The following is a 19,723-nucleotide window of genomic DNA, read 5'->3' on the forward strand; positions in this document are numbered from 1 at the left end:
TTGCTTAAGCTTGTCTGCGTTTTTTAGACAAAACAACAAATCCAGCCAAACCAAGACCAATCATCAAAATGAAAGGAAGGTTGTCAATCAAGAGACCAGTAGGGGTAACGTCTTGAACGCTATTAGTAATTGTGTTTTTATTTACTTTTTCACCAATAAGAACGCTGTTTTGGGTGAAATCAGCTGAAATTCTACCTGATTGAGTGTTAGATTTACCATTTTCCCAATAAGCAGCTGAAGCTGTATATCCCTGAGATCCTGTTTCAACTAATTTATAGCGAGTACCTGCAGGAATAGTGTCAAACACTAAGGATTGATCGTGATGCAATGTGATTGTTGTTTCTTTTCCATATTCAAAAGTTTTAGAAATATTTCCAATCTTTCCTTCAATAGAAGTTTTATCTTCTGTAGATGCTTTAGTGAAAGTAAGCTTGAAAGTGAAATCTTTCGATTTATCTGCAGTAGCACCTGACACAACTTTTTTAATTACTAATGATTTAGCATTAGGATCATAATGTCCAAGGTGAGGATCGTTAGGGTAGGAATTGTTAGGATCTGTTATCTTACCAGCATTTTTACGATAGATATTTGTAAACAAATCATATTTAAACATAATCCCTTTTTCAGATGGCTTCACTTTAGCTGTAGCCTCTGTTGTATCTTGTTTAAAGTATACAGAAGATATGTACACACCACTACCACTATTTACTTTATTTTTTACAATAACATGCATTTCATAGCTACGATTATCAAAGGTCATTGAGTCAATTGCAACACCATCTTTTTGCATTGCTCTCCAACCTTCATTTTGTTTTTCAGCAACAGTATAGACATATTCTCCAGCGTGAGTATAGGTCACATTTTCAAAAATATTTCCAGTGTTTTTCTTAATACTTGTTTGACCACTCGACAAAACATCTGTTCCTGAATAATCTACTGTTTTATCTGCTATTTGACCATTTGTGGCATTGACTGTTTCATATGGAACTCCGTTATTGGAGTTACCAGTTTTGGGTTTGAAAGTAAAGGTAAAGTGAGCATAAGGTGTAGTGATTCCTTCCGCAATATTCAACACCTTGTTAATGGATACTTGTGCATTTGTTTCTCCATTGGACATTGCGGTTGCGTCAGAGTTTTCATCCGCAAATGTTGGCAATCCTCTAAAGACCGACAAGGCGGTTACAGCTGCAATACTTGCAGTAACTAATTTTTTCAAAAATGTTTTTTTCATGATTATTCCTTTTATTTTTAAATTTCTTTTTTCATAAATTGTCATCAAAAGCCCCGTCGCCTTAGGACTGTTACCACCTTGCCATGGGTATCCTGTATAGGAATGGTTCCAAAAGCACGACTGTCTACAGCCGTTGTTCGATTGTCTCCGAGGACAAAGAGTTGTCCTGCTGGGACTTTCATGGGGAAGGTAGCCCCTTCCTTATAGAGCAGCGTTTCTTTGTAGATATCCTGCTCTTGTTGAGGAGAACCGTTGATGATGAGACCATTTTCGTTTATATCGATCGTACTTCCTTCGGTTGCAATGACACGCGCCACTCTTTCCTTACCCTTATAACTATAGACGAGCAGATCACCAATCGAATAACGTTTATCCAACCTATAGTAGACAATCAAGTCGCCATCTTTTAAAGCTGGCTTCATGCCATCGTCATTGTATCTCAATAGTCCAAAGACAAAAAAGTAAAGGGTGGCCAGTACAAATCCAACCATCAGAAGCTTACTGACTAAGTAGAGGATATCTCCCCATACACTCGGCGGAGACTTATCCCGATTGACTTGTGTTACTGTTTTCTTATGTTTCTTTTTAAGTAGCATTATTTTCTCCTATGTACCACTAGATATCCGAGCAGGATTGTAAAGAAGATTCCCCCTAGAGGAAGGATTATTCCTAACACGAGTGTACTGCTGAGGAAGTCAATCCCAGTCTCGGGTATACTATTTTTATTGTTAGTGACTGTTGCAGCCTTATCTGAATCAAGAGTTCCCTCTTTGTTTTCATAGGAAACCTGATAACCTCGAGAAGAGCTAGCTTCTTCTTCGATGCTGAAATGGCTACCGAGTGGAAGTCCATCAATTTTGATTGTGTGGTCTTTCTTGAGATCAACAGACGATTTACCATTAGTAAATTGTAGGGTTGTTCTTTGATTATCTACTGTTGCGCTATAGGACCCATTCAATGGTCTATTTTGAGCATCCTTTAAGTTAATGGTGATTTGAAAGGATTTTAATAGATTGGCAAAGGCTCCCGTTACTTTCTTAGTGACTGATAAACTCGGAAGCTTGTGATTCGTCACAGTGCTGGTTTCATCTATATTCAAATCTCCTTCTTGATTCTCATATGTAACGTGGTAACCATTCGTTGATGCCGCTTCTTCTTCAACCTTGTAATGGGTTCCTCGAGGAAGATAACTTAGAACACCTTTCCAACGTTTCCGTTTGCTGACACGGATCTCCGCTTCTCCATTCACAACAGTTATCTCGCCGAAAGTTCCATTCAATGGTTTAGAATCAGGTGAGGTTAGTTTTACCTTAATCCTAAACTCTTTATTCAAGTTATTTTCAGATTTCAACACTTTCTTGATGGTCAGACTTGGTAATTGTTTATAGATGACTTTAAAGGAAGGTTTAGATTCTGTACCAACATTTTTAATTTCTTTAGTAAATGCGGGAACATCAGGTGCTATTAAATCGTATTGATATCCTTTAGCAACTTTTTCAAAGTTCCTCGTTTCATTAAAGATATTTGTTCTAACATTTACATTAGTCTTTCGATAGTCTTGATTATCAGAACCTCCGTTCTTGTTCTTTTGAACCAGTTTGAGTTCAAGATTACTTGGTTGATTAGCTGTTATAACTGTTCTCGCACCCGTCACACCCTGCCATTCAACTTCCACTGGAACCGTTAATGGATCCGAAGGCTTGAAGGTTGGTTTGTCAGAGTAATCTTTGGTCTTGGTTTGAGAGGTGCCTATTCCATAGGAATATGTGATACTGGCACCTTTATTGGAATAGAGTTTATTGACATCAGCCCCCTCAGCATCACCAGCCTCTATCTTCTTATCACCAGCAATAGCATCTAAGGCTTCTTGGCTTGATGTAACAGTGAATTTGAGGACATATCTAGCGCCATCTTCCAAGGAATAATTAGGAGAAAAATTAGCCGTAACCTCCACTAAACCTTCTGAGCTTGTCTTGGTTTCAAAAGTTACTTGCTCTTTGCTTAATGTTCCACTGCTACCATCTTTCTCTTTAACGACACGAAAATCTGAAGATCCATTCGGTAATAACTGAACATACTTAGAAAGAACATCCTTGATGGTCACGTGGTGGATCCCCAGTGGCAGAATCTTATCAGTGATATCTTTGAAACTGTCCCGTAACTGGTCTTCATTGTTTGCGGATAGGATTTCATTAGGAATGGAAGAATTGTGGTACCTGATATAATACTGCAGACTAGTAATACTGTCGACATTGTTTGAATAACGAAATTTAATGGAATAAAAACCATCAAGTTTTGGAGCAAGACTATAGGCTAGATTATTGATAGATACATCTAAATTATTCCAGAACCATTCAGGCGCCGTTTCTGATCCATCTTGATTATTATAGTTATAAACAGTATAACCACTGTCGTTGTAATACATATTGGCAAAACCATCTGATAGAACAATAACAACCTTCTTGGCATTTGGTCTTGCACTATCTATCAATTGATTAGCAATACGAATACCCGCGCTAATATTGGTTCCTGTACCGATTCCTGATTCAGTCCCTATTGATTGACCACCAGCAATTCTCATATTACTGACTGCAGTCTTTGAACCACTAGCATCGTTATTCCAATTTAAAATTGTATCCGCATCATCCCATGGGGATACACCATCATAAAATGCTGTTCTCTCTTCATACGGCCAATACCGATACCCCCACTCCCATTTTCGGTAGTAGGAATTCCATGCTTGTTCCGCAAACTTATTATCAATCTTTCCACCAAAACCTACTATGGATAACCGATTATTTGAATTGGATAAAATCGTATCAATTAAGCCCTGACGATTTCGAGTTCCTTTAAGGGTATTTTTTAAAGCATCCAATCTTGTAATTGTTCGGCCAGTAGAAGAAGGAACATCTCTCTTATTCATACTTCCTGACAGGTCTGCTACTAAAACAACATCCAAGGGATCCGTTTGAGTCTCAGTTCCCAGTTTGGATGTGATATCCAATGACAACTCATACTTGTCATCCTGTCCTGGTATCGGAGTAATCGTTTTATGAAGAGTTGTCTGAGGTTCTGTAGTAGAATCTGCATTTAACAGACTTATCGGAGCACACAAAAAGAGAATAGCTAACAGTGTAACTAAACGGCGCGCAATAATTTGAACTTTCTTAAAATCGAAGCGAATGTTCATTTTATTCTCCTTAATTATTTTGCTTTTAAATCTATTGTTATATCAATCTAAACATTTGCAAGACAATTGTACAATAAAGTTCACGCAGTGTCAATTAATATGATTAATTTTATATTATGTTAATTAATAAAAGAGTATGATTCTTCTTTGTCTTTCAAACTATTCTATGGTAAAATGAAAAAAGAATAAAAAAATCTCATAAAATATCAATGCATATATTTTATTCTAGAATATCCAAAATTTCATTTAAAAGTCTATTGAATTTGAATTATTATATTTTTTCAAAATTCATGAAATTTTCAGAATAAGGTTTTTTCCGAAGTTTGCATTCTATTTTATGATTGTTAAAGGAGTTTTTATGACTTATCCGAACCTTTTAGATCGTTTCTTGACCTACGTTAAGGTCAATACGCGTTCTGATGAACACTCTACTACTACTCCAAGTACGCAAAGCCAGGTAGATTTTGCGACCAATGTTCTTATTCCTGAAATGAAACGTGTCGGTCTGCAAAACGTCTACTACCTTCCAAATGGTTTTGCTATTGGTACCTTACCAGCTAATGATCCAAAGCTCACTCGCAAAATTGGCTTCATCTCCCATATGGATACTGCTGATTTTAATGCAGAAGGTGTGAAGCCACAAGTCATCGAAAATTACGATGGTGGAGCTATCGACTTGGGTGATTCTGGATTTAAACTAGATCCTTCTGACTTCAAGAGTCTTGAAAAATATCATGGCCAAACGCTTATCACAACTGACGGCACAACCTTGCTGGGCGCTGATGACAAATCAGGTATTGCTGAGATTATGACCGCTATCGAGTACTTAACTGCTCATCCTGAAATCAAACACTGTGAAATTCGTGTTGGTTTTGGACCTGACGAAGAAATCGGTGTCGGTGCCAATAAGTTTGATGCAGAAGACTTTGATGTAGACTTTGCCTACACGGTTGATGGTGGCCCACTAGGGGAGCTTCAGTATGAGACTTTCTCAGCAGCTGCTGCTGAACTCCATTTCCAAGGGCGCAATGTCCACCCTGGTACTGCAAAGGGTCAAATGGTCAATGCCCTTCAGCTAGCGATTGATTTTCATAATCAACTTCCAGAGAATGACCGACCTGAATTGACTGAAGGTTACCAAGGTTTCTATCATCTTATGGATGTGACAGGTAGTGTCGAGGAAGCGCGTGCAAGCTATATCATTCGTGACTTTGAAAAGGATGCCTTTGAAGCACGTAAAGCAGCTATGCAGTCTATTGCTGACAAGATGAATCAAGAACTTGGGAATGATCGCGTTAGCTTGACTCTGACAGACCAGTACTACAATATGAAGGAAGTCATTGAGAAAGACATGACACCTGTTACCATTGCCAAAGCTGTAATGGAAGATCTAGGGATCGCGCCAATTATCGAACCAATTCGTGGTGGAACAGATGGGTCTAAGATTTCCTTTATGGGGATCCCAACTCCAAATATCTTTGCAGGTGGTGAAAACATGCATGGACGTTTTGAATACGTCAGCCTTCAGACTATGGAGCATGCGGTGGATACCATCATTGGCATTGTATCTTATAAAGACTAAAAAAGACGAGGTAGCTCAGCTACTTCGTCTTTCTTTTTATTCTACTGGTTTTTCTTGATTTCCGGTACTTGTTGTAGATTCTGTTGTTTCCTTTTCTGAAGTTGATTCAGCTGGTTTAGAATCTGTTGTGTTGCTTGGTTTGTTTTCGTCACTTGCTTTTTCACTGTTAGATTCTGCAGCTACTGATGTTTCAGTTTCGGTACTTGTCTTATCACCATTTGCTTCAGCATTTGTTGCTGGATTTTTTTCTTCACCTACGCTTGATTTTGACTTGATTTCTTGATTCAAGACTAGAATAGCTTTTGTCAATTCAAGTAAAGCGGCTTTATCTTTACTCTTAGCAGATAGCTGATCTAGTAAAGCATCAACCTTATCAAAGTCCTCATCAGAACCCTTATTGTTTTCTAAATAAGCATGAAGCGACATAAGAATATCGTAGAGTTTTTGATAGAGTACAAGTGTCTGAGGATCTTGTTCAGCATTTTCCTTTTCTTGTTGAAGGGCGCTAGCGATACGAGTCAAGACGTCTTTCACCTGACTATTTACTTCATCCAAGTCAGCATCAGCCTTGTTTGTGGCAGCTTTGAGATTTTCTACTTCTTCTGCCAAGGATTGCCTGATTCCTTCTTCTTGGATTTGTTCCAAGAGTTGATTTGCCTTACTCAAAAGACTTTCTACTTCTTCCTTGCTAACATGATTGGCATGTTCTTCAGGCATAAAGTCTCCGTACAATTCTTTCAAGAAGCCATAAATAGCTGTCTTAGCACTTTGATTATCAACTTTCTCAGTATCTAGAACTGTCTGAGTCGATTTGGCAGTAGTTGGTTGGGCTTTCAAAGCTTCTTCCACTTCTTGTTTTGCCTGATAGATGCTTGGGAATAATTTGTTCAATTCTGCTGCCTTAAGGAAGGATTGAGATTGATACAAGGTCCAAGTCAACTGAGCCACTTTGTTTCGAAGTTTATCATTTAAACGACCGTCATTTACGTGTTCGTAGAAATACTTGATGTATTCTACAGTTGTAACACCTGTTCGATCATTAAAGTCTTGCAAGGCTTGAAGTTGTGATTCAACAGCTGCTAAACCAGCCTCATCTTTAGCTAATTTAGCTTCTTGAAGTTGAACGAGAAGATCTTTCTTTGGAAGTCCATAAGAGTCTGTATCCAGTGTATTGATTTTATCAATCAAGGCTTGATATTTTTTATCTAAAGCACTTGTTTCAGTAGGCTTGACACTCTCATCAATATGGATATATTGCTTATCAAAGAGATCAAGTGTTGCAAGATAACCTGCTGTAGAGTTAGTTGCCAGTTTCTTCATGTTTTCAGTAAACTGACCTAAGGCTAACTCAATCTGTCTTTGTTCAATAGGCTTGTCTTTATAGATACTTCTGCTATCAGCTAAAAGTTGATCAACTTTCGCCAAGACTGCCTTCTCATCAAAAGCTCCAGGTTGATAATTGGATTGTAGGGCTGGAATCTTGTTTTTCAAAGCCACTTCATATCCCTTAGTTTGAACCTTGATGTAGTGATTATGGTCGCCATGAGGAATCACAAAACTACCATTTTCAACCTGCAAACTATAAGGTGACACATTGTCACGTAGGGCGGTAGTATAAAGTTCATTTAAGAAATCAAGTTCAGTATCACCCGTCTGCAGCGGTATACGAACATGCTCTTTTCGTACAGCATAGGGATGAATATGAGTTGGATCGTAGGCTTGGTCTGGATTTCCAAAGACAAAGAATCCGTTTGAAATTCTAATCGCTTCAAGTGGAACTCCGTATGTTTTAGAAATATAAGCAATCTTTTCTTCATCGCTAGCATCTCTTGAGAAAGACTCTACCGTTTTAGCAAGAGGTTTTACAGGCTCTGCATCATGATGTGTTTTCAAATGATCCTTAGCAGCCTTAATTTGCTCTGCTGTCAAATCCTTCTTGAAGAAGTAATGATTGTGGTCACCATGACTCATGACAAAGCCTTGTTCATCCTCACTGATGACACGATTAGCATCAAAACCGTGATCATGGTCTTCATCATGATGGTGTCCATGATGATCTTCATCGTGATCGTCATCATGAGTTGGATTTGGTGTTGCTGTATTTGCCCCTTTCAAGTGGTCTTGCGCTGTCTTGATTTGATCAGCAGTCAAATCCTTCTTGAAGAAGTAATGATTGTGGTCTCCGTGACTCATGATAAATCCTGCTTCATCTTCAGCAATAATACGATTGGCATCAAAGCCATGTCCACCTTCTTCATACTCCTTATGTGAAGTTCCTGGATTGATTGGAAGAGATGGCGAAGGTGTTGTTAGACCATTATTTGGAAGAGTCGGTTGTCCAATTTGATTCGACTTAGGAATGTAATGGAAATGATCACCATGTCTTACAATATAAGCTGTAGCAGTTTCTTCGACAATATCTTTAGGATTAAAGATATAACCATCAGATGTTGAAGGAATTTCCTTATTTAACGTTGAAGAAGCATTATTCAATATAGATGGATTACTTGGAAGACTTCCTAGACTAGACGCTACTTCATGAGGTTTTTCATTTGTAGAGACCGTAGAACCAGTTCCACCGATAGGCACCATTCTGGCAATCTTTTCTTCTAAAGGAGAGAGTTTGCTGTAAGGAATAAAGTGATAATGATCGCCATGCGGAATCGCAACTCCATTTGGCGTACGGCTGATAATCTTAGCAGGGTCAAAAACCAGACCGTCTGATTCACTGTAACGTTGGTCACTAGGCGAATCATAGAGTTCTTTCAAAAGACTTTGGAGATTTTCAGCTTTATTTGCTGGCTTACTAGTTGAGCCTTTTGCTACAGATTGCGTGTTATTGTCACTATCTGCTGAAGAATAGCTTAACTGGCTCGGTTGCGTATTTTTGCCAGCTAAATAAGCTTGAGCAGCTGCTAATTCGCTAGCAGACAAGGAACTCTTTGGAATGTAGTGGTAATGTCCACCGTGAGGAACGATATAAGCATCACCAGTATCTTCTATAATATCAGATGGATTAAAGATGTACCCATCATCGGTAGTATAGCGTCCTTGTGATCGTGCAAGTGTCACAGCACTGTTAGAAGTTGGCGCATCGTGAGTATGACCTTGTTTTTGGCGTTCAATTTCGTCCTTCGTACGAACGTTATCTGCATGTGCCGCATCCTTAAGGTAAACATAATACTTACCATCCACCTTGATAATGTAACCACCTTTGATTTCGTTGACAATATCAGCGTCTTTGAGTTGATAGTTCGCATCTTTCATCAAAAGTTCTTCACTGAAAATCGCATCAAAAGGAACTTTTCCATTGTAATAATGGAAATGATCACCGTGTGAAGTCACATAACCTTGATCGGTAATTTTCACGACAATTTGTTCTGCCTGAATATCTTCCTTTTTGCTAACTTGATCTGGTGTCTGAGTCTCTGTTTTTTGAGAGTCTTGTTTCCCATCAACATAAGACACACGGTTATTATCTTTGTTTCCTTCTACCTGGTGTTGGTTCAGTGCATAGATGCAAAGACTTAGGGAAAGGACTAAAGCCGATCCCGCCACAAGATACTTTTTCTTCATTTTCATCATCTCCTCATTTTAATTCTTCTGCAAGAACTTTCATATTTTCTTCTAGATTTTCTAAGTAAGTTTTGTCATTTTCGGGGTCTGCTTCCAAAGGATTCAGTGTTTTCAGACTAACCCCTGTTGATTTGATCAAGGTTTCAGCAACTTTAGAAGAGGCATTGCTCTCAGTAAAGATGGTTTTAACCTTATAGGTTTTGACAAATTCTTGGATTTCTGTCAACTGTCTCGGACTCGGCTCTTGTTCAGGGGAAATTCCTGCTATACCAAGTTGTTTCAAACCAAAGCGTTTAGCCAGGTAAGAAAAGGCTGTGTGTTGCGTAACAAAAGTCTTTTGACTTGCTTTTTCAAAAATAGGCTGGTACTTCTTAGTCAATTCTTGGGCTTTAGTAATAAAGTTTTTAGCATTCTTTTGATACGTTTCCTTATTAGCACTGTCAATCTCCGAAAGTTTATCCGCAATAATCTGCGCTTCTTCGCCTGCTTTTTCAGGATCTAACCAAGTGTGAGGGTCGTAAAGTGTTTTTTCATCAATCCCATCACCAGCTTCTACATCTTCTAAACCTGGTACACGTTCCAAGGTCATCCCTTCAGACGCTTCTAAAACTTTAACTTTTGATTTTTTCAAATTTGGATCCAGACTTCCCGCCCAAGACTCCAGTGTATGCGAGTGGTAGACAAATACATCCGCGTCATAAATAGCAGCAATGTCATTCGCTGAAGGTTCATATGAGTGAATTCCACTACTTGACTGAATCATCCGAACATCATTCAAGTCACCTGATACCTCTTTGACCATGGCATAGACTGGATAAAAACTTGTTACAATCTTCATCCCTTTTGCTTCTTGTTTTTCTTTTTGACTACATGCTCCTAAGACAAGAGCCAACAAACTGGCCATCAATAATAGGATCGTTCTTTTTTTCATCATTACTCCTTAACTAGTATTTAACCATTTAATTAACTAGTAAATAGTTTATCTTTATTTACATTATATGTCAAGTTATTTTGCACATTTTCATGAAAAAAATGAGAACTAGAACTCACATTCTGCTCTCATTTTTCGATTTTATCTTTTCTAGCTCTCCTATCCTGTTTTTAGGAGTTAGAAAATGTTGCTACGACTACTTACTCTCCCTTAACAAAGCCAATAATTTTTCAGCTTCTGCCATAATAGTATTGTTGTCTTGGGCGCCAAATAGCAAGTTATTCTTTAATCCCGTGAGAGTTTCTTTGGCATTAGACTTGATAATTGGATCCTGGATTTTTCCAAGTAAATCTTCAGCCTCTCTCAGTTTTTCTTCAACCTTTTCAGTTTCAACCTGAGGTTCTTCTGATTCCTCTGGCGATTCTTTTTCTGGCTCCTCAGTTGGTTTTGGAGACTCTGGTTTCTCACTCTGAGGTTTCTCTTCGCGAGGTTTTTCTTCCTCAGGTTTTTCTGTCCGAGGTTTCTCTACTGATGGTTTTTCCGTATGATTGTTATCAGCTTGACCATTTTGGTTTCTTTGAACATGGTCACTTGCATTACCCCATCCACTATCTGAATGTGGACGTTCGTTTGGATGTTCAACATAGTACTTCACAGTCGCAAAGAGGTCCTCTAGAGTATAGCCCTTAGGAGCCTCATAAAGACCTTCGTCAAACCACTCAAATTTGATGTTATGGTAATGGTCATAATGAGGAATAATCAAGCTTCCGTTTTTGACTTCCACAGTATGTTGGAGATTGTAAGGCATACGATCAAGTGGCACCTTCTTAGCTGCTTTCACGCGGTTGTAGATAGCTTCTGCTCCTTTAGCCTCCGTATTTCCTGAATTCTGATGGTCTGTCGAAGGAGGCGTTAAACCTTTCTCTTTAGCATAAGCCTGGGCTGCCGCTCTTTCAGCTTCAGACAAACTATCTTTCTTAATCCAATGACTATGGGTCATATGTGGAGTTACATAGGCATCCCCCTCATCACTTGTGATATCACGGGGATCAAAGATATAACCATCTTCTGTTGTATACTTGCCTGCCAACTTGGCTACTTGAATCTCATCATCTGTATAAGCTATTTGCGCATTCGGTTTTCCTAAACGTTCTGGATGACGAATCGGTGCTAGGAAGGTAAGAATATCATCAACTAACTTGACTTTATCGCTTGAGACATCATTGAGACGTTCCAAGAGTTTATCTAAAGCGTCAAAATCAGCTTGGCGTCCTTTATTATCAAGTAAGTCTTGATGAACTCTTGCTAGCAAATCATAAGCCTTATTGTAAAACTCTCGATTACCAGATGGGAGGTTGGTTTTCTTAGCTCCGAGCTTATGAGTTAAACTTTCTTGCTCGGCCAGTTTGCTATCAATGGCTGCTGCTGTTTCTGCTGAAAGTTCCTTGGCAGGAGTATAACGTGAGATTCCATTCTCCTCAAATACATAGCCATCAGCTACTTTTCGAATCGCCTGTTTAACCAATTTTCCGTCAATTGGATTGCTTGGAGCTGGTTGAGGATTTGGTGCAGGTTGCGGGCTTGGACTAGGTTCCGGAGTCGGTTGTGGACTTGGTTGTTCTGGTCTTGAATCCGGCACCCAGTGGTTCGAACGATAGCGAAGCGGGATGATGCGAGCGATTCGTTCTTCCAATTCAGACATTTGTTCATAAGGAATAAAGTGGTAATGGTTACCATGAGGGACAGCTACACCTCTGGCGGTTCGACTTGTGATTTGCGCCGGGTCGAAAACAAGGCCATCAGATTCTACGTGTCGTTGGCTCAAAGGCAGTTTGTAGAGCTGTTTCAAAAGACTATCAATGTCATCACTTTGACTTGCTTGACTGTTAGTATTGCTGTTGTTACTTGTATTAGTATTTGTAGTTCCTGGATTGCTTACAGAAGGTACCCAGTTTATTCTTGGAGTGTTATCGCTATTTTGTCGGCGATAGGTTCTTGAACTTGACAGATTGCCCCGACCAGATAGGAAGGCTTCTGCAGCAGCCAATTCGCTGGCTGATAACTCACTCTTAGGAATGTAATGGTAATGATCGCCATGAGGAACGATATAAGCATCACCAGTATCCTCTATAATATCAGATGCATTAAAGATGTAACCATCATCTGTGGTATAACGCCCTTGCGAACGTGCCAGAGCTACAGCACCATCGTTTCTTGGAGTCCCACCTTCACGATGTTGACTATGCTCTTGTTTTTGTCGATTGATTTCTGCTTTCGTACGAACATTATCCGCATGGGCAGCATCCTTAAGGTAGACATAGTATTTTCCATCTACCTTGATAACATATCCACCCTTAACCTCATTGACAATATCCTCATCTTTTAGCTTATAGTTTGGATCCTTCATCAGCAACTCTTCACTAAAAATCGCATCATAAGGGACCTTCCCATTGTAATAATGATAGTGGTCTCCATGTGAAGTGACATAGCCTTGGTCTGTTATCTTGATGACGATTTGCTCCGCATTGATTCCTTCACGCTTGCTAACTTCATCAGGAGTCAAATTCTCCGTTTTTTGCGTCGCTTGTTTTCCATCTATATAGGAAACACGATTATTTTCCTTAACCGTTCTGGCTTGATAAAGTCCCAACTCGTAAGAACAAACACTTAAAATCAAAGCTGCCGCAGAACCAGCAAGGTATTTCTTATTAACTTTCATCGAAACTCTCTTTCTTTTTGATATTTCTAGTTGCAATTCATTTCTAAACTGCAGAAACTCCTCTCTATTACTTAACTGGTTAATAGTTTACTCCTAAATTTGCAACTTGTCAAGGATTTTATGAACCGGTTAAGTATTTTTTTATTCTGCCCCACTACTTTGTCTTCGAAAGGCTTCATATAAAGCAGTTTTCCTTGATATTTCTTTAAAAAATATCAAAAAAACCCCTGCAACTGAGTTGCAGGGACTTTTCGATTAATCAAAATTAACGTATTCTTTTTGAAGTTCAAGAACTTCTTCCATTGTTGAGCATTCTGTAAGGGCACGGTTTGCGTACTCTTCCATCTTAGCTGTGTCAAGTTTCTTCATCAAGCTACGTGTACGAAGTACAGATGTTGCTGACATAGAGAACTCATCCAAGCCCATTCCGACAAGAAGTGGAACAGCTTGTTGGTCACCAGCCATCTCACCACACATACCAGCCCATTTCCCTTCAGCGTGAGCTGCTTTGATCACATTGTTGATCAAGCGTAGGATTGATGGGTTGTATGGTTGGTAAAGGTATGAAACTTGCTCGTTCATACGGTCTGCTGCCATTGTGTATTGGATCAAGTCGTTCGTACCAATTGAGAAGAAGTCAACTTCTTTGGCAAATTGGTCTGCAAGCATAGCTGCTGCAGGAATCTCGATCATGATACCAACTTGGATATCATCCGCAACTGCAACACCTTCAGCAAGAAGGTTTGCTTTTTCTTCGTCAAAGACTGCTTTCGCTGCACGGAATTCTTTCAAGAGCGCAACCATTGGGAACATGATACGCAATTGACCGTGAACAGACGCACGAAGAAGGGCACGGATTTGTGTGCGGAACATAGCATCTCCAGTCTCAGAGATAGAGATACGAAGGGCACGGAATCCAAGGAATGGGTTCATTTCGTGAGGCATATCGAAGTAAGGGAGTTCCTTATCTCCACCGATATCCATTGTACGAACGACAACAGGTTTACCGTTCATTCCTTCAAGTACAGCCTTGTAAGCTTCGTACTGCTCATCTTCTGTTGGGAAGTCTTGAGAATCCATGTACAAGAACTCTGTACGGTAAAGACCAACAGCTTCAGCACCGTTGTCATTGACACCTTCAACGTCTTTTGGAGTACCGATGTTGGCAGCCAATTCAAAGTGTTTGCCATCAGCAGTTACTGTTTTAGCATCTTTCAAGAGAGCCCATTCAGCTTTCTGTTGAGCATAAGCTTCACCAGCAGCCTTGAATTCAGCCGCTTGCTCATCAGTTGGGTTGATAATAACCTCACCAGTGATACCGTTAACGGCAAGGATGTCACCGTCTTTTACGATTTCAGTGATGTTGTTTGTACCCAATACTGCTGCAATTTCAAGTGTACGTGCCATGATAGCTGAGTGGCTTGTACGCCCACCAATGTTGGTTACAAAAGCTTTTACAAAGTTTTTGTCCAATTGAGCTGTATCAGAAGGAGTCAAGTCATGTGCAATGACAATCACTTCTTCATTAATAGAAGCTGGGTTTGGCAATTTTTTACCAAGAAGGTTTGCCAATACACGTTTTGTCACGTCGCGGATATCCGCCGCACGTTCTTGCATGTATGGGTTGTCTTCCATACCTTCAAAGATAGTGATAAACATGTCTGTAACTTCTTTCAGACCTGCTTCTGCATTCACTTTCTTAGCACGGATTGTTTCCTTGATTTGGCTGATCATTTCTGGGTCAGCAAGGACCATTAAGTGAGCGTCAAATACTTGAGCAGCTTCTTCACCGAGCGTACCTACTGCTTTCTCACGAATAACAGAAAGCTCGTCTTGTGATGCTTTTAGAGCAGCATCAAGGCGAGCTTCTTCTGCGTTTGTATCTTCGACTGTAACAGTCTCAAATGACAAATCCGGTTGAACGAGTAGATATGCTTTTGCAACTGCAACACCGTCTGATGCTGCGATTCCTTTAAGCATTTCTGTCATTTTCCTTATGCCAATCCTTCTTTTTCCATAGTTTCAGTGATAGCAGCGATTGCGTCGTCAGCATCTGCACCTTCAGCTGAAATTGTAACGTCAGCACCTTGGCCAACACCAAGACTCATAACACCCATGATAGATTTAAGGTTTACTGATTTACCTTTGTATTCAAGAGTGATATCTGAAGCAAATTTGCTAGCTGTTTGAACCAACAATGTTGCTGGACGTGCGTGAATACCTGTTTCTGCCACTACGTGGAAATCTTTAGAAGCCATAGTTTGACTCTCCTTTAGTTATTTCTTTTTTGAGTTATATGTGATAACCCTTACAAGACTGTATTATATCACCTTCTAGATAATTTTTCAAGTGTTTTATGGACTTTCTTCTATTTCCTTTCTGATAACTTGCTGAAAATCTTCTATTTGTCTTACCAATATACAGTATATAGTTTTTTTGTTTTGATAAACTTTGATAGTTCAATGAAAACCCAATTTTACACTCTGACAAAACACTATATCTTGTGCTTTGTTTTTGAAACTGTAACTTTTTAGCACAAGATTTAGTTTAAAAAGTTTGACAAAGTTTTTTTTTCTGATATACTAAGAAAGTAATCAATTTTGAAAGAGGAGTTACGAAAATGGTAACCGTTTATTCTAAAAACAACTGTGTCCAATGTAAGATGACCAAGCGTTTCTTGGACAGCAACAATGTGGCTTATCGTGAGATTAATCTTGACGAGCAACCTGAGTACATCGATCAAGTTAAAGAGCTCGGTTTCAGCGCAGCTCCTATTATCCAAACACCAACTGAAGTTTTTTCAGGTTTCCAACCAGGAAAACTAAAACAGTTAGCATAATCTTAGTACATCATCCAGAAGAAACTGCTTCTAGGGCTAACTTAGAAGCCTTTCTTTTGTAATTAGATAAGGGAAATTTTATGGGATTAAAACATCTTGAGGACGTGACCTACTTCCGTCTCAATAACGAAATCAACCGTCCTGTTAATGGACAAATCATGCTTCATAAAGATAAAGAAGCCTTGGATGCCTTCTTTAAAGAAAATGTAGTTCCAAACACTATGGTTTTTGATTCAATCACTGATAAAATCAACTACCTCATTGAACACAACTACATTGAAACAGCATTTATCAAGAAATACCGCCCAGAATTCTTGGAAGAATTGTCTCAATTTATTAAAGATCAAAACTTCCAATTCAAGTCTTTCATGGCTGCCTATAAGTTTTACAATCAATATGCCTTGAAGACTAACGATGGGGAATACTATCTTGAAAGCATGGAAGACCGTGTCTTCTTTAACGCACTTTATTTTGCTGATGGTGATGAAGCTGTTGCGATTGATATTGCCAATGAAATCATCCATCAACGCTACCAACCTGCTACTCCTTCCTTCTTGAACGCTGGTCGTGCTCGCCGTGGGGAGTTGGTATCTTGCTTCTTGATTCAAGTAACGGATGACATGAACTCTATCGGACGTTCCATCAACTCTGCCCTCCAGCTTTCTCGTATCGGTGGTGGTGTGGGAATTACCCTCAGCAACCTTCGCGAAGCGGGTGCACCTATCAAAGGTTATGAAGGAGCTGCTTCTGGTGTCGTTCCAGTTATGAAACTCTTCGAGGACAGTTTCTCTTACTCCAACCAATTGGGTCAACGTCAAGGGGCTGGTGTAGTCTACCTCAACGTCTTTCATCCAGATATCATCGCCTTCCTTTCAACCAAGAAAGAAAATGCCGATGAAAAAGTTCGTGTGAAGACCCTCTCACTTGGAGTTGTGGTACCAGATAAATTCTACGAATTGGCTCGTAAAAATGAAGAAATGTACCTCTTCAGCCCTTACTCTGTAGAGCTTGAGTATGGTGTGCCATTCAACTATATCGATATCACTGAAAAATATGATGAATTAGTAGCAAATCCAAAAATCCGCAAGACAAAAATCAAGGCGCGTGATTTGGAAACTGAAATCTCTAAATTGCAACAAGAATCTGGTTACCCTTATGTCGTCAACATTGATACAGCTAACCGTGCAAATCCTGTTGATGGAAAGATTATCATGAGTAACTTGTGTTCTGAGATTCTTCAAGTTCAAGAACCAAGCTTGATCAACGATGCTCAAGAATTCCTTCAAATGGGAACAGACGTTTCATGTAACCTTGGATCAACTAACGTGGTCAACATGATGACCTCACCTGACTTTGGTCGTTCTATCCGTGCGATGGTTCGTGCTTTGACTTTCGTTACAGATAGTTCACACATCGTAGCTGTCCCTACTATCGACCACGGAAACAGTTTGGCTCACACCTTTGGTCTTGGTGCCATGGGGCTTCATAGCTACCTTGCCCAACAACTCATCGAATACGGATCTCCTGAGTCAGTTGAATTTACAAGCATCTACTTTATGCTTATGAACTACTGGACCTTGGTGGAATCAAATAATATCGCCCGCGAACGTGGTATCACCTTCCACAACTTTGAAAAATCAGATTATGCCAACGGAAGCTACTTCGACAAGTATGTAACTGGTGAATTTGTTCCAAAATCAGACCGTGTTAAAGAACTCTTTAAAGATGTCTTTATTCCAAGTGCTGCTGATTGGGCTGAACTTCGCGAAAAGGTTCAAGCAGATGGTCTTTATCACCAAAACCGCCTTGCTGTAGCGCCAAATGGTTCTATCAGCTACATCAACGATGTTTCTGCTTCTATCCACCCGATTACACAACGTATTGAAGAACGCCAAGAGAAGAAAATCGGTAAGATCTACTACCCAGCTGCAGGTTTGTCAACAGATACTATCCCTTACTACACTTCTGCTTACGATATGGATATGCGTAAGGTGATTGATGTTTACGCTGCTGCAACAGAGCACGTGGACCAAGGGCTTTCACTCACTCTCTTCATGCGTAGTGACATTCCAAAAGGTCTTTACGAATGGAAGAAAGAAAACAAACAAACGACACGTGACTTGTCAATCCTTCGTAACTATGCCTTTAACAAGGGAATCAAGTCAATTTACTACGTTCGTACCTTTACAGACGACGGTGGAGAAGTCGGTGCTAACCAATGTGAAAGCTGTGTGATTTAACGAAGTCTCACTGAGGTAACTAACATGAAAAATTTAATTTTAGAGTCTATTAAAATTATAAAAGATGTTAAATGGGATTATGCTAGAATGGCTCAGCTTACAAAATTATGGGGTGGACCTAAAAAAGCAGCTGCTTCTCTAACAGTTATACTTCTTTCTTTGGGAACTGCTCTAGGTGCAATAGCAACTGTCAGTTTTCAAAAAATATATAAACATTTCCTTTCTAAACTTCAAACTAACAAGAATATAAACTCACCAAACGACGAAAATAAACAAATGATTCAACAAAAAACGGATGAGTACTTAACCGAAGTACAAATTAGAAAAGAAAACAATCAAAGTACAGACGATATTGATGAAGAATATAACAATTCTATGAAAGAACTTTTAGATAGCCACTAAGAATGATTAATTCAAAAGGATTTTTACAAAATGGAAACTTACTACAAAGCCATTAACTGGAATGCCATCGAAGATGTTATCGACAAATCAACTTGGGAAAAGTTGACGGAGCAATTCTGGCTCGACACTCGTATCCCCTTGTCAAATGACCTTGACGACTGGAGAAAACTATCAAACAAGGAAAAAGACTTGGTAGGAAAAGTCTTTGGTGGTTTAACGCTTCTTGATACCATGCAATCTGAAACAGGGGTTCAGGCTCTTCGTTCTGACATCCGTACACCGCATGAGGAAGCTGTTTTTAACAACATCCAGTTTATGGAATCTGTCCACGCAAAATCTTACTCTTCTATCTTTTCAACCTTGAATACCAAGGCTGAAATTGAAGAAATCTTTGAATGGACCAACACCAACCCTTACCTACAAAGAAAAGCAGAAATTATTAATGAGATCTACCTCAATGGTACGCCTCTTGAAAAGAAGGTTGCCAGCGTCTTCCTTGAAACCTTCCTCTTCTACTCTGGTTTCTTCACACCGCTCTACTATCTCGGTAACAACAAACTAGCCAATGTTGCGGAAATTATCAAGTTGATTATCCGTGATGAATCTGTTCACGGAACTTATATCGGTTACAAATTCCAACTTGGTTTCAATGAATTACCTGAAGAAGAGCAAGAAAAGCTCAAAGAATGGATGTACGACCTGCTCTACACTCTCTACGAGAACGAAGAGGGCTATACAGAAAGTCTCTATGACGGTGTTGGTTGGACTGAGGAAGTTAAAACCTTCCTTCGTTACAATGCCAATAAGGCTCTTATGAACCTAGGACAAGATCCACTCTTCCCAGATTCAGCTGATGATGTCAATCCTATCGTTATGAACGGTATTTCAACAGGAACTTCTAACCACGACTTCTTCTCTCAAGTCGGAAATGGTTACCTCCTTGGTGAAGTTGAAGCTATGCAAGACGAGGATTACAACTACGGTTTAGACTAATTTGGCCAATCATTCAAAAT

General features: G+C 39.5%; 13 protein-coding genes. 5 read left to right on the top strand and 8 right to left on the bottom strand.

Translation table 11 applies throughout. The features are described from left to right. Window positions 1–4: 4 nt before the first annotated feature. Genes SNAG_RS05470 through pitA form a run of 3 tightly spaced genes read right to left on the bottom strand, consistent with a single transcriptional unit; the run spans window position 5 to window position 4,421 of the window. A complete protein-coding gene (locus tag SNAG_RS05470; protein ID WP_096407305.1) occupies window positions 5–1,276 on the bottom strand; it encodes a DUF7601 domain-containing protein in 1,272 nt (423 codons plus the stop codon). Beyond that, window positions 1,276–1,827, bottom strand: a complete 552-nt coding sequence (sipA, locus tag SNAG_RS05475) for a PI-2 pilus system signal peptidase SipA (RefSeq protein WP_061421058.1) — start codon at window positions 1,825–1,827, stop codon at window positions 1,276–1,278. Before sipA ends, SNAG_RS05470 begins: the two co-directional genes overlap by 1 nt. Continuing rightward, complete coding sequence (gene pitA / locus SNAG_RS05480; RefSeq protein WP_096407308.1) at window positions 1,827–4,421, bottom strand: PI-2 pilus tip adhesin PitA; 2,595 nt, start codon at window positions 4,419–4,421, stop codon at window positions 1,827–1,829. Before pitA ends, sipA begins: the two co-directional genes overlap by 1 nt. Window positions 4,422–4,779: 358 nt before the next feature. On the opposite strand from pitA, the gene pepT reads away from it, so the two are divergent. Further along, window positions 4,780–6,003, top strand: a complete 1,224-nt coding sequence (gene pepT / locus SNAG_RS05485; protein ID WP_096407310.1) for a peptidase T — start codon at window positions 4,780–4,782, stop codon at window positions 6,001–6,003. A gap of 36 nt (window positions 6,004–6,039) precedes the next feature. Here pepT and SNAG_RS05490 read toward each other — a convergent pair whose 3' ends face one another. The 5 genes from SNAG_RS05490 to SNAG_RS05510 all read right to left on the bottom strand — a co-directional run bounded on the left by SNAG_RS05490 (window position 6,040) and on the right by SNAG_RS05510 (window position 15,487). Further along, on the bottom strand, window positions 6,040–9,585 hold the full coding sequence (locus tag SNAG_RS05490; RefSeq protein ID WP_096407313.1) for a pneumococcal-type histidine triad protein: 3,546 nt from the start codon (window positions 9,583–9,585) through the stop codon (window positions 6,040–6,042). A gap of 7 nt (window positions 9,586–9,592) precedes the next feature. Further along, on the bottom strand, window positions 9,593–10,510 hold the full coding sequence (locus tag SNAG_RS05495; protein ID WP_096407315.1) for a metal ABC transporter solute-binding protein, Zn/Mn family: 918 nt from the start codon (window positions 10,508–10,510) through the stop codon (window positions 9,593–9,595). A 196-nt stretch (window positions 10,511–10,706) separates the two neighbouring features. Then, a complete protein-coding gene (locus SNAG_RS05500; RefSeq protein ID WP_096407318.1) occupies window positions 10,707–13,229 on the bottom strand; it encodes a pneumococcal-type histidine triad protein in 2,523 nt (840 codons plus the stop codon). A 255-nt stretch (window positions 13,230–13,484) separates the two neighbouring features. After that, complete coding sequence (gene ptsP / locus SNAG_RS05505; protein ID WP_096407322.1) at window positions 13,485–15,218, bottom strand: phosphoenolpyruvate--protein phosphotransferase; 1,734 nt, start codon at window positions 15,216–15,218, stop codon at window positions 13,485–13,487. Between the two features lie 5 nt (window positions 15,219–15,223). Beyond that, on the bottom strand, window positions 15,224–15,487 hold the full coding sequence (locus tag SNAG_RS05510; protein WP_000146948.1) for a phosphocarrier protein HPr: 264 nt from the start codon (window positions 15,485–15,487) through the stop codon (window positions 15,224–15,226). 362 nt (window positions 15,488–15,849) lie between these two features. On the opposite strand from SNAG_RS05510, the gene nrdH reads away from it, so the two are divergent. The 4 genes from nrdH (at window position 15,850) to nrdF (ending at window position 19,703) form a co-directional block, all read left to right on the top strand. Further along, on the top strand, window positions 15,850–16,068 hold the full coding sequence (nrdH, locus tag SNAG_RS05515) for a glutaredoxin-like protein NrdH (protein ID WP_000259239.1): 219 nt from the start codon (window positions 15,850–15,852) through the stop codon (window positions 16,066–16,068). 80 nt (window positions 16,069–16,148) lie between these two features. Then, on the top strand, window positions 16,149–18,308 hold the full coding sequence (nrdE, locus tag SNAG_RS05520; RefSeq protein WP_096407324.1) for a class 1b ribonucleoside-diphosphate reductase subunit alpha: 2,160 nt from the start codon (window positions 16,149–16,151) through the stop codon (window positions 18,306–18,308). Window positions 18,309–18,332: 24 nt separating this feature from the next. After that, the gene (locus tag SNAG_RS05525; RefSeq protein WP_096407327.1) at window positions 18,333–18,710 is read left to right on the top strand and encodes a hypothetical protein; all 378 of its coding nucleotides are present in this window, start codon (window positions 18,333–18,335) and stop codon (window positions 18,708–18,710) included. Between the two features lie 30 nt (window positions 18,711–18,740). After that, window positions 18,741–19,703, top strand: a complete 963-nt coding sequence (gene nrdF, locus SNAG_RS05530; protein WP_000451379.1) for a class 1b ribonucleoside-diphosphate reductase subunit beta — start codon at window positions 18,741–18,743, stop codon at window positions 19,701–19,703. Window positions 19,704–19,723: the final 20 nt, after the last annotated feature.

It is taken from the genome of Streptococcus sp. NPS 308 (genome assembly GCF_002355895.1).
GTDB lineage: Bacteria > Bacillota > Bacilli > Lactobacillales > Streptococcaceae > Streptococcus.

What these genes read in the sequence shown, in the direction of transcription:
- SNAG_RS05500 (WP_096407318.1), bottom strand. Translation starts at nt 13,229, where the DNA reads ATGAAAGTTAATAAGAAATACCTTGCTGGTTCTGCGGCAGCTTTGATT.
- pitA (WP_096407308.1), bottom strand. Translation starts at nt 4,421, where the DNA reads ATGAACATTCGCTTCGATTTTAAGAAAGTTCAAATTATTGCGCGCCGT.
- pepT (WP_096407310.1), top strand. Translation starts at nt 4,780, where the DNA reads ATGACTTATCCGAACCTTTTAGATCGTTTCTTGACCTACGTTAAGGTC.
- SNAG_RS05495 (WP_096407315.1), bottom strand. Translation starts at nt 10,510, where the DNA reads ATGAAAAAAAGAACGATCCTATTATTGATGGCCAGTTTGTTGGCTCTT.
- SNAG_RS05490 (WP_096407313.1), bottom strand. Translation starts at nt 9,585, where the DNA reads ATGAAAATGAAGAAAAAGTATCTTGTGGCGGGATCGGCTTTAGTCCTT.
- SNAG_RS05510 (WP_000146948.1), bottom strand. Translation starts at nt 15,487, where the DNA reads ATGGCTTCTAAAGATTTCCACGTAGTGGCAGAAACAGGTATTCACGCA.
- ptsP (WP_096407322.1), bottom strand. Translation starts at nt 15,218, where the DNA reads ATGACAGAAATGCTTAAAGGAATCGCAGCATCAGACGGTGTTGCAGTT.
- sipA (WP_061421058.1), bottom strand. Translation starts at nt 1,827, where the DNA reads ATGCTACTTAAAAAGAAACATAAGAAAACAGTAACACAAGTCAATCGG.
- SNAG_RS05525 (WP_096407327.1), top strand. Translation starts at nt 18,333, where the DNA reads ATGAAAAATTTAATTTTAGAGTCTATTAAAATTATAAAAGATGTTAAA.
- nrdH (WP_000259239.1), top strand. Translation starts at nt 15,850, where the DNA reads ATGGTAACCGTTTATTCTAAAAACAACTGTGTCCAATGTAAGATGACC.
- nrdE (WP_096407324.1), top strand. Translation starts at nt 16,149, where the DNA reads ATGGGATTAAAACATCTTGAGGACGTGACCTACTTCCGTCTCAATAAC.
- nrdF (WP_000451379.1), top strand. Translation starts at nt 18,741, where the DNA reads ATGGAAACTTACTACAAAGCCATTAACTGGAATGCCATCGAAGATGTT.
- SNAG_RS05470 (WP_096407305.1), bottom strand. Translation starts at nt 1,276, where the DNA reads ATGACAATTTATGAAAAAAGAAATTTAAAAATAAAAGGAATAATCATG.